Raw genomic sequence first — 9,978 nt, 5'->3', positions numbered from 1 at the left:
ACTAATTTATATAGTGGATCATTGTCATTGGCAAGCTTTTTTGAAAACGTATTTAAATTTAAACCAGGGAGAACATTCTGGGTTGTTTTTACATCGGTTGCTGCAATTATCTTAATGCTAGGTGGAGTATTAGATCATTTAGGGAATCTACTAACCTTCCAAGGAGTCTTTCTATTATCATGGGCAGCAATTTTAGTAAGTGATGCCGTTGTAGTAAAGAGAATATTAAAAATTGGCCCTAATTATTTTGAACATCGCCAAGAATATCTATATGCCTGGAATCCTGTTGGTGTCATTTCAATTATTGTATCAAGCGTACTTGGTTCCATTGCTGCTTTCGGATATTTAGGCGCCTTTCTACAAAATGTAGCAGCATTTTTCGCAGCGATCTTAGCATTTGTCCTTACGATTGTTTTAGCTATTGCAACTAAAGGAAAATATTACAGTAAAAAAGAAGCTACTGATGTTTCATCCAATGAATTTATTGGATAAAGATTTAAAATGCTTGCGCCATACTTCAATTAAATTATTAAATAGATTAATTAATACAGAGAGAACGACAAATACGCTTTTAAAATTCTAAATATAAAAGGTATTCAATCGTCATTTATATTACAATAATTAAATTTCATTTCCATAAAAAAGAATTAGCGGTGGAAAAATTTCACTTCTAAAATAAATAACATTTAGTAACATTAGGACCTAACCCCCAATTAATGAATGCTTTTTTCACTGGGGGTTAGGTCCTGTTTTTACGTTTATTTACAACTTTCTACTCAATATAAGTAAGAATAATGATAAAATAGGCAATATTACCATTTAGTTTTCAAAGTCAGGAGGAGTACTACAATTGAACTCAAAGTTTAACAAGCCAAAAGGATTCAGTGAAATATTAGATCACACCTTTAGTTTAAGTAAAAATCGATTTAAAGATTTTTTTATGATTTTACTTATTTTAATAGGACCGATCTATTTGCTTCAGGCGATTATTCAGCTATTTTCCGGAGTTAGCTTCTTCAGAGAGTTAAGGAGTGGGGATGTTTGGTATGAACAAATTCTATCTGGTCTTGTTGAAACCGAAACATCCGTATCTAGTATAGGAGCGGATATTGGTTTAATCCTCACAGGTTTACTTGGTTTCCTATTATTTCCGGTTGCAGAGGGAGCGATTCTATTCGCCATTAACCATATTCGAAAAAATGAAGAATATACAGTTGGATCTGTTATTAAAGAAGCCTTTTCTAGGTTCTGGCCCATGATTGGCAGCAGTATCTTGTTTGGTTTAATCACATTTGGTTTAGTGATTGTTCCCATTTTCTTTGTTAGTATAACTGGATTCATTGGATCTATTTTGCATCCGGCCATTGGAATTCTATTAGCTATTATTCTCTTCCTGGGCTGTGCAGTTGGAATTGGCTATTTATTAACTCGCTGGAGCTTTTATTTTGGTTCCGTTGTACTAGATCGGGAATCCCCTGGATTTTCAAATAGCTGGAGGCTCACGCAAAATCGGACTTGGATTTTAATGGGGCTATACCTTTTATTCTTTTTAATTATTTCGAGCATTAGTTTTGCAGTGGAAATGACGTTTAGTATATTTCTAGGCTATAGTGTATTACTGTCAATCATTTCAAATTTGGTCACTTTATTTACTACTATGATTCTTTCAGTGGGCTATGGAGTGATGTATCTTGATTTAAAAATAAGGCATGATGCAGATGACTTAAAGGAAATGATTGATGACTATCATAAATATTAATTACCTATCAAAGTTAGGTGATCATTAATGTTGGAAACGAACAAGGCAAAGGATGAGCTTCAGCGTATATTAGATGGCAAGGAATATCGAGTTTATTATAACGATTCTAAAAGTATGATAGAGGTTTGGTGGGAAGAAGCGAAAAAATGGATAGCAGAGCAGCTTTCTAAACTATTTCCTTCTTTCGAACCAACGAGTGGTGTATCAGGATTTATTTTAATAGTTATCCTCATCATCGTTGTTTTATTGCTCAGTATAGCAGTATTTATTATGGCAAGAAATACGAAACGAAATCGAATGCTGCGTGACAAAAAGCCACTTCAATCTATGAAGGAATTGAATTGGTCGTTTCAGCAGCATTTATTAGAAGCCAGGAAACTTGAGTCTTTAGGGGAATACACATTATCAACTCGACACATGTTTTTAGCGCTGCTTCTTTATTTTCATGAGAGAGAATGGCTGGAAGCTAGGATCTGGAAGACGAACTGGGAATATTATGACGAGCTTCAGAAAGAAAATACTGGCTGGGCTAAAGTTTTTTTTAACCTTACTAATTTATTTGATGAGGCGACATATGGAGAACGTGAAATTACAAAGGAAGAATTTATCCAGTTCCGCAGTGAAGCTATGTATTGGCTCCAAGAAACAGATGCTAAGTTTGAGGGATAAGGGGGGAGGTCAACTTGTTGAAATCTTTTTCAAATGGGCGAGCATGGATATATCTGCTCGTACTTCTAATCTTATTTATGATCATTAGTTATTTCTCTTTTTCTCCTGAACCTAAGTACTATCCCAATTATGTATCGGACTCTCCCTCGCCAACAGGTGTAAAGGCATTGTATACGTATTTAGGCAAGGAAAAGAAAGTGAAGAAATGGTCCCATGCCCCCAATCTTTTGAGCAAAGGTGAGAAAAAACAATTACTTATCATGGCAGAGCCGCAATTTTTCCCTAAAAATGAAGTAATGGAAGATTACATCGATTTTATGAAAGCTGGGCATACGATTCTATTATTTAATAAGAATCCTAAAGGCATGTTTGATTTGAATTCGGCCCCAATTAACGGGGAAGCATCATCTGATGGTACAGCTGATGTATACAGCCGTGATGGAAATAAGTTTCGAGCCGAAATAAGCCCAACTGTACGTCTTCAGACAAATCTGCAGGATGAAATTTTATTGTCTGATCAAGCAGGTACAGTTGCAATAAAACGCCCTTTTGGCAATGGACAATTAATTGTTTCCATTGCTCCTGAATGGATAACAAACGGGAAAATATTAGACTATGATCATCCTTCTCTTCTATCGGCTCTATTAATTGAGGAGGACACACATACCATATTATTTGATGAATACATACATGGCGGGGAAAACGCTCCAAAGATTTCTGCCTTATATCCAAAATGGTTCTTGCTGCTGTTGCTGCAAGCGACCATCATTATTGCTCTTTTTCTTTGGCACAAAGGAAAGCGATTCGGGCCAATCTATAGTCTAAGAGAAGAATCGGTTCGATTTAGCGATGAGAGCCTACAGGCTTTAGCGGCTTGGTATATTCGCGGCCGGAGATATCATGATTCATTACTGATACAGGCAGATTATGTGAAGCTTCTCATGCAGGAACGATGGGGTATTCCTTATGAAAAACAATGGCTGGATCTTTCAGATATTCTGGAACGAAAGCGGATGAATATGCCAAAAAACGAGATCCAACCGCTTCTGTCAGGGTTATCCAATATTTTAGCTAATGAAAAAGTAAACAAGCAGGAATACTTGCTTTGGTCGAGAAAGCTTGATCGTTTAAAGAAAGAGGTGGAAGAAAGATGAGGACAGAATTATCATCCTTATTGGAAAAATATGAAGAGCGAATTTTAGGCCAAAGATTAAATCTTAGGCTGCTTTTATCAGCCATATTAGCAGGAGGCCACGTGCTATTAGAAGGAGTACCTGGAACTGGTAAAACACAAATGGTAAGAACTCTTGCCAGCCTGCTTGGAGGCAGCTTTAACCGTATACAATTTACTCCAGACCTCCTGCCTAGTGATATTACGGGCAGCACTATTTATAACATGAAAGACAGCACATTCCAAACATTAAAAGGTCCAGTATTTACAAATATTCTATTAGCTGATGAAATAAATCGAACGCCTGCGAAAACGCAAGCTGCACTTCTAGAAGCAATGGAAGAAAAGCAAGTGACCATTCAAGGAGAAACATATCAGCTGCCCGAAGTCTTTTTTGTTGTGGCCACGCAAAATCCAATTGAATTTGAAGGAACCTATCCGTTGCCAGAGGCACAGCAGGATCGATTCTTATTTAAACTACAAATTGACTTCCCAGATTTTGAGGAAGAGAAGAATGTTTTAAAGCAAGTTATTGAAAACAGCTTTGACAGCAGTCTAGTTACACCAATACTTGATATGCACCGTTTTCTATCGATCAAAAAGGAAATTCAGAAATCTACGATTGGTGAAGGCGTCTTAGACTATATTATGCAAATCGTAAGAAAAACGCGTGAATCAGAGACCATCCGCTATGGGGCAAGTACGAGAGCTGCTATTTCTATTGGAAAAGCGGCTCAAGCCTGGTCATTTATGGCTGGTAGGGATTTTGTTACACCAGATGATATAAAAATCGTTGCAAAATCGGCGTTAAGACACCGAATTCAGTTATCTCCACATATAGAATTGGAGGGAGTGACCGTTGACCAAATCATTGAAGAACTTGTGGGGTCGATTCCTGTTCCAAGATAGAGGGGTAATGCCTACAAAAAAATTAGTGATTATTTTCTTTATCCTTTCTGTCGTTTTATTGATGGGAACTGTATTGAATATCTTATGGAAATTTGTGATTATCGTTAATATTTTTGTATTTTCTGCAAGTCTTCTAGATTTACTGTTATCACCAAATAAAAAGCAGATTATTCTTAAACGTATTATTCCTGAAGAGATCGAAAGAGGGAAAACATATTACATCCAAATCGAGGTAAATAATAATTCACAGCAATCCTTTCATTTTAGAATCATAGATGGAATCCCTCAAGTTTTTCATCGTCCTTTTCCTTTTCAAGGAAAGGCTGCAATGGGTTCTTCCACCATACACTCATATGAAACGAAGGCAAGTGTGAGGGGAAGATATGAGATAAATAAGCTTTATTTCCGCTACACCAGTTCCTTAGGCTTATGGGAAAAGCAGATAACGGTCGAATTACATGATTCAGTTAAAGTCATTCCCGATTTATCGGAGACGAAGCAGTATTTAGAAAATGCTCAGCAATTTTTATTATACGAAGGTGTAAAAATCCGCAAGATGCAAAGTGGATCAGGGGACTTCGCCAAAATTCGCAGATACGTTGTAGGGGATGATCCTCGTAAAATTAACTGGCGGCAAACAGCCAAGCTGCGAGAAGTGATGACAAATGAATATGAACCAGAGCATGGGAAGTATATTACGATATTAATTGATTGTGGACGAATGATGGGAGCTGAGCTGGAGAAGGGAAATCGGCTTGAAAGGTCGTTAGAAGCAGCTCTTACTGTAACTGCAGCTGCCCTTCAAAAAGGGGATTATGTGTCCGTCTTGGCATTTTCAAAGGAAGTGAAAGTCTTTGTCCCTCCAGCTAAGGGGATGGCTCATTTGCAGACGATTCTTCATGCCATTTATAATCTAGAAGTGGATGCAGCTGAATCAAATTATGCTGCTGTCCTGCAATATTTAGAAACGATGCAGAAAAAGCGCAGCCTTCTTTTCCTATTTAGTGATGTCGCGACCTTTCTTCACGAGGAAACAGCGCTTGCCTATTTAAAACGGATTAGACAACGGCATTTATTTCTAATGATTGGCCTGGAAGATGTGACACTATTAAAAACAATCAATACAAAGCCCGACCAAGTACAAAAAGCAATGATAAAAAGCATCGCACAGCAGCAAATGCTTATGAAGAAAAGGGAAAAGCTTAAATGGGAAAAACAAGGCCTCTTAATGGTAGAGGCCGTTGAGGAAAAACTAGCAGTTACAGCCGTTTCTCATTACATAGATATTATGAATCGGAATCTATTATAGCTTGTTTCTTCATTAATGATAGCTTGCCAATCACAATGTAAAGGATTAGACCAATGACCGTAATGAAAGCAACGATATACTTTGCTTCTATCGATATGGCCGCGGGTGTAATAAATCCTTCTATGATTCCAGCAATGACAAATAACGGAATGGTTCCAAGCAATAATTGGACAGATCGGTTGGCTTGCTGCTTTAACTGAAAGCCTCTTGATAAATTTCCTGGAACGAAGAGCTTATAGCCCATTAACAATCCAGCACCACCAGCGATAAATATGGCTGTAAGCTCAATCATTCCATGTGGGACGATATATGCCCAAAAATCATAAGACATCCCATGATTCCAAAAGAGAGCGGCAAGTGCGCCAACAATGATCCCATTATAAATTAATAAATAAATGGTTAATATTCCAAAGGTGACACCGCCGGCAAAGGCCAAAATTGCTACCTGAATATTATTCGTCATAATGCTGGCAGACATGAATGAAGAATCAACCGCTCCATCGCTGCTACCTAACTTGTCAGGGTCCACACCTTGTGCGATATCTGCTGGAAGAATGGAGTAAATATGCATCGGGTCATCAACAACTGAAAAGAAGCTGCCTACCGCGCCGAAAGTAAAAAGAAGCATGGCGGCAATAATAAATTTCCATTGCTCAATTAATAAGCCAATAAATTTAGTCCTAAAAAAATAGCGGATTTGTTTCATACTTGTTATTTGATTTTTATACAATAGATTGTGTGATTTTGAAACGAGAGCATTTAAATATTGGGTAACGTCTTCATTAGGAAAATAAGTTTGACTGTATGATAGATTGTGAGCAGCTTTTTGATAAAGCTTGTAAAAATAGTGAATGTCCGTACCTGAATAATTCCTTTTTCTTTTCTTTATCGATGCTGCCATCTGTTCAAGCTTCTGCCAATCTTCACGGTGCTGCTTTATAAATTGCTTAACATTCATATTGACACCTCTTGCTTACTGCTTTTCTCCTTATTATAGTAATTTTGTAGAAAAATAGAAACAGTTAGAGAAATATTATAAAAAATGGAGGGGATTTCCATGAACCAAGACCGTATCGGAATAAAAACTCCAGAATATGTATCATTAAATTTTCAGCTGGCTGGTCTTGGAAGCAGGACTGCAGCTTATTTAATCGATCAGATCATCTTAATCATAGTAAACATTTTGATTGTAATGGTCCTTTTTATGATTTTATATGGACAATCCGATCTCTTGCTATGGTCTGAAATAAATTCTGTCCCTGTTGCGATCGCGATTATTTTAATGTTCATTCTCAATTGGGGGTACTTTTTTGCATTTGAATACTTTTCGGGCGGGCGAACAATAGGCAAGAAAGCATTAGGTCTGCGAGTCATTCAAGAAAATGGCCACAGCATTACTCTGCTATCAAGCTTTATTCGCAATTTCCTCCGTATTATTGATTCACTGCCAGCCAATTATTTTCTTGGCATGATGATGATCTTTTTTCATTCTAAGCATAAGAGAATAGGGGACCTTGTCGCTGGAACACTCGTTGTACATGAAAGAAATACTAAAAAGAAAAAGAAGCTATCCCCTATAGAAAAAGAAATTGAAAAACGCGGATTGGCAAAAAGTGATCTCTTTGTAGAGGAACAGGTTTTGAAAACATTCGGAGCGAAGGATTGGAACTTAGTTAAAACGTATTGCAGCCGGTTTATTCACTTACCAGAAGAAGAGAGTATCAGACTGACAAGGCAAGTAGCTGAAATATTGCTTCCAAAAGCAAGGGTGGATGCAAGAGGGAAAAGCTTTCAGGACTTAGAAAACAATCTGCTCGTCCTATATTTACATTTAAAAGATGAATGGGAATATGAGCTATGATAACTAAAGGAAAAAGGCTAAGGGAACGGATTGAACGTCCCTTTAGCCTTTTTTGATTTTAGAAGGATTATTAATTTTATACAAGACTGGGTCGGCAACAATAAATTCTTCTTCCACATCTTTGCCTTTAGGTAATTTCTTCTTAACGATTTTCCCATCGAATTCAAGGATATCACCAGGTGCCAGTTCATATTTCTTCAAAGTCTTTGAGTGAGAGCACCAAGATAGTCCCACATCAATTGGATTTTCTTGCAGGATGACAACATTCTCCAAGATAATAACTTCATCATTTTCCTCATTAAAATTATTCCAGCTTAAAGCGAATTGTTTTACTGCTGCCGTAAAATGAACCTTCTCTTCGGGAAGCTCGAGTTTAACTGGCTTTTCTTTCTTCTCATTTTTCTTTTTTGGCTCTTTTATTTCTTCTATGCTTTTATTTTCCACAGGCTGTTTATCTTCCATTTGTCCCTCTTGACTAATGGAAGGTGCGCCTTGTGCAGTTGCATCAGTAAAGGTACCTTTTCCGAAGCTTGAAGCCTGCATTTCCTTTAGGTAGGCAGGATGAATGCAGCATAAGCTCCCGTCTTGAAATTCAATAATGATTGTATTTAATTCGTTGTTTTTCTCATAAGCCTCATAGCCCTTTACTGTTACAGTATACTGAAGGTTTTTTTCCTTATATAGGAATTGTTTTTTGACCTCTTTCGTTGTTGATAGACCCCATTCTCTAACTTTCTCCGAGTAATGGTTTTCATCAACAAAGGTTTCATATGTCCCTTTTGGAGGAAGATAGGTTATGGAATTGACAGTTGAACTATTTTCCATAAGTACTCACCCTTTCTTAGATTTGTGTATGCTTATGTAATAGATTACGGTTAGATTATCATGAAACTAATCTTAACTCAATCTTAAAGAGTATGATGGTCATCACAATCCTTTACTCAAATAAATGGTACTTTATTTATGAGAACAATAATCAATTAAATAAAGTCCATTGTAAAGGAGAACCGTTATGAGCGAAATCATCAATAATCGAGAACATACGATTAAGAATACAGAACGTCAAACCGTTTTAAAACAAATTTTTATAGATCTACATAAAGGAAGAAATGTAGATGAAGTAAAAGCTCATTTTAATGCATTTATCGGAAAAGTCACTATTGAGGAAATTTCTCAGCTCCAGCATGATTTAATGGAAGAAGGCGGAATTCCGATGGATGATTTGCAGCGTCTGTATGCAGCCCATACGGATATATTCAAGGGGTCTATTGTGGAATCAGAAAGTACTATAAGGCCAGAAAATGAGCCTGGACATCCTATTCATACATTCGTCCAAGAAAATCACGAGCTTGAAAAGTTAATTAAATCAAAGGTTCAATTACACTTACAACAGTTTATCGATGAAGATTCATCTGAAAATGTTTACAAGCTTTTGGAGGATTGCAATCTTTTATTAGATATTGATAAGCATTACAGCCGGAAAGAAAATCTGCTATTTCCGTATCTTGAGAAGTACGGGATATACGGTCCAACAAACAATATGTGGAGAATTGACGACTTTATTAGAGATGGCATTAAAGAGTCAAAACATAAGCTGTCCAATTATGATGGCAATAAACAGGAAATCGTGAATCTCGTTCATTTTATTATGGAAGAAGTAATCAACATGATCTATAGAGAAGAGCACATCCTTTTCCCGATGGCTTTGAAAAATCTAACTGAGGATGAATGGGTAAAGATCGCACATGAAAGCGATGAAATTGGTTTTTGCCTTACTAGCCCTGTAGAAGAATGGAAGCCAGAAAGGAAGCAATTAGGGGAGAACGCTATCTCAGAGGGCTATATAAAAATGGAAACAGGGATTTTATCTTTAAAGCAACTGGAGCTGCTATTAAATCATTTACCTGTCGACATTACCTTTATCGACCAAGACGATGTTGTCCGCTATTTCTCACATGGAAAAGAGAGAATTTTTGCGAGAACTAAGGCTGTAATCGGGCGTACCGTTCAAAACTGTCATCCGCCAAGAAGCGTGCATCTTGTTGAAGAATTATTAGCTGACTTTAAATCAGGACGGAAGGATACTGAAGATTTTTGGATTAAATTCCGGGATAAATATGTGTACATTCGTTATTTCGCCGTAAGGGACGAGAACGAAAATTATATTGGCACATTAGAATTCACCCAAAATATTGATCCTATCAAAGCAATAGAAGGGGAAAAAAGAATTTTATCATAATTTATTACAATGAACACCGTTCGGAATGGCTGAATGGTGTTTTTAATTTATGAATATTAAA

9 protein-coding genes and 1 pseudogene are annotated in these 9,978 nt (G+C 36.9%); 8 read left to right on the top strand and 2 right to left on the bottom strand.

Annotated features, from left to right (window positions below):
• From V7122_RS17180 to V7122_RS17155, 6 genes and pseudogenes are all read left to right on the top strand, one after another.
• Positions 1-492, top strand: a pseudogene (locus tag V7122_RS17180) (purine-cytosine permease family protein); the annotation flags it as partial.
• Positions 493-850: 358 nt separating this feature from the next.
• The gene (locus V7122_RS17175) at positions 851-1,759 is read left to right on the top strand and encodes a hypothetical protein (RefSeq protein ID WP_335354834.1); all 909 of its coding nucleotides are present in this window, start codon (positions 851-853) and stop codon (positions 1,757-1,759) included.
• Positions 1,760-1,786: 27 nt separating this feature from the next.
• Positions 1,787-2,428: a DUF4129 domain-containing protein gene (locus V7122_RS17170; RefSeq protein WP_335527791.1), complete on the top strand. Its 642-nt coding sequence runs from the start codon at positions 1,787-1,789 to the stop codon at positions 2,426-2,428.
• 17 nt (positions 2,429-2,445) lie between these two features.
• Entirely contained in the window at positions 2,446-3,582 is a 1,137-nt protein-coding gene (locus tag V7122_RS17165; protein ID WP_335527788.1) for a DUF4350 domain-containing protein, read from the top strand.
• Complete coding sequence (locus V7122_RS17160; RefSeq protein WP_335354832.1) at positions 3,579-4,508, top strand: AAA family ATPase; 930 nt, start codon at positions 3,579-3,581, stop codon at positions 4,506-4,508. The genes V7122_RS17165 and V7122_RS17160 overlap by 4 nt, the downstream gene beginning before the upstream one ends.
• 7 nt (positions 4,509-4,515) lie before the next feature.
• Positions 4,516-5,817 (top strand): DUF58 domain-containing protein, encoded by a 1,302-nt coding sequence (locus V7122_RS17155; protein ID WP_335348223.1) that lies wholly within the window; start codon positions 4,516-4,518, stop codon positions 5,815-5,817.
• Here V7122_RS17155 and V7122_RS17150 read toward each other — a convergent pair.
• Positions 5,795-6,775, bottom strand: coding sequence for a stage II sporulation protein M (locus V7122_RS17150; RefSeq protein WP_335354831.1), 981 nt, complete (start codon positions 6,773-6,775; stop codon positions 5,795-5,797). The genes V7122_RS17155 and V7122_RS17150 overlap by 23 nt on opposite strands.
• A 99-nt stretch (positions 6,776-6,874) precedes the next feature.
• Between V7122_RS17150 and V7122_RS17145 the strand changes: the two genes are divergently transcribed.
• A complete protein-coding gene (locus V7122_RS17145; protein ID WP_335354830.1) occupies positions 6,875-7,678 on the top strand; it encodes an RDD family protein in 804 nt (267 codons plus the stop codon).
• A 42-nt stretch (positions 7,679-7,720) separates the two neighbouring features.
• Here V7122_RS17145 and V7122_RS17140 read toward each other — a convergent pair whose 3' ends face one another.
• A complete protein-coding gene (locus V7122_RS17140; protein ID WP_335354829.1) occupies positions 7,721-8,503 on the bottom strand; it encodes a hypothetical protein in 783 nt (260 codons plus the stop codon).
• Between the two features lie 187 nt (positions 8,504-8,690).
• Here V7122_RS17140 and V7122_RS17135 point away from each other — a divergent pair, with 187 nt between their 5' ends.
• On the top strand, positions 8,691-9,917 hold the full coding sequence (locus V7122_RS17135) for a DUF438 domain-containing protein (RefSeq protein WP_335344084.1): 1,227 nt from the start codon (positions 8,691-8,693) through the stop codon (positions 9,915-9,917).
• Positions 9,918-9,978: the final 61 nt, after the last annotated feature.

It is taken from the genome of Bacillus sp. JJ1532, assembly GCF_036965085.1.
GTDB lineage: Bacteria > Bacillota > Bacilli > Bacillales > Cytobacillaceae > Cytobacillus.
Note: the sequence above shows the minus strand (reverse complement) of the source record. Positions and strands in the feature narration are given on the sequence as shown.

Bases quoted from the DNA above. Each gene is read 5' to 3' on its own strand.
- V7122_RS17140 (WP_335354829.1), bottom strand. From the start codon at position 8,503: ATGGAAAATAGTTCAACTGTCAATTCCATAACCTATCTTCCTCCAAAA.
- V7122_RS17160 (WP_335354832.1), top strand. From the start codon at position 3,579: ATGAGGACAGAATTATCATCCTTATTGGAAAAATATGAAGAGCGAATT.
- V7122_RS17170 (WP_335527791.1), top strand. From the start codon at position 1,787: ATGTTGGAAACGAACAAGGCAAAGGATGAGCTTCAGCGTATATTAGAT.
- V7122_RS17135 (WP_335344084.1), top strand. From the start codon at position 8,691: ATGAGCGAAATCATCAATAATCGAGAACATACGATTAAGAATACAGAA.
- V7122_RS17145 (WP_335354830.1), top strand. From the start codon at position 6,875: ATGAACCAAGACCGTATCGGAATAAAAACTCCAGAATATGTATCATTA.
- V7122_RS17150 (WP_335354831.1), bottom strand. From the start codon at position 6,775: ATGAATGTTAAGCAATTTATAAAGCAGCACCGTGAAGATTGGCAGAAG.
- V7122_RS17155 (WP_335348223.1), top strand. From the start codon at position 4,516: ATGCCTACAAAAAAATTAGTGATTATTTTCTTTATCCTTTCTGTCGTT.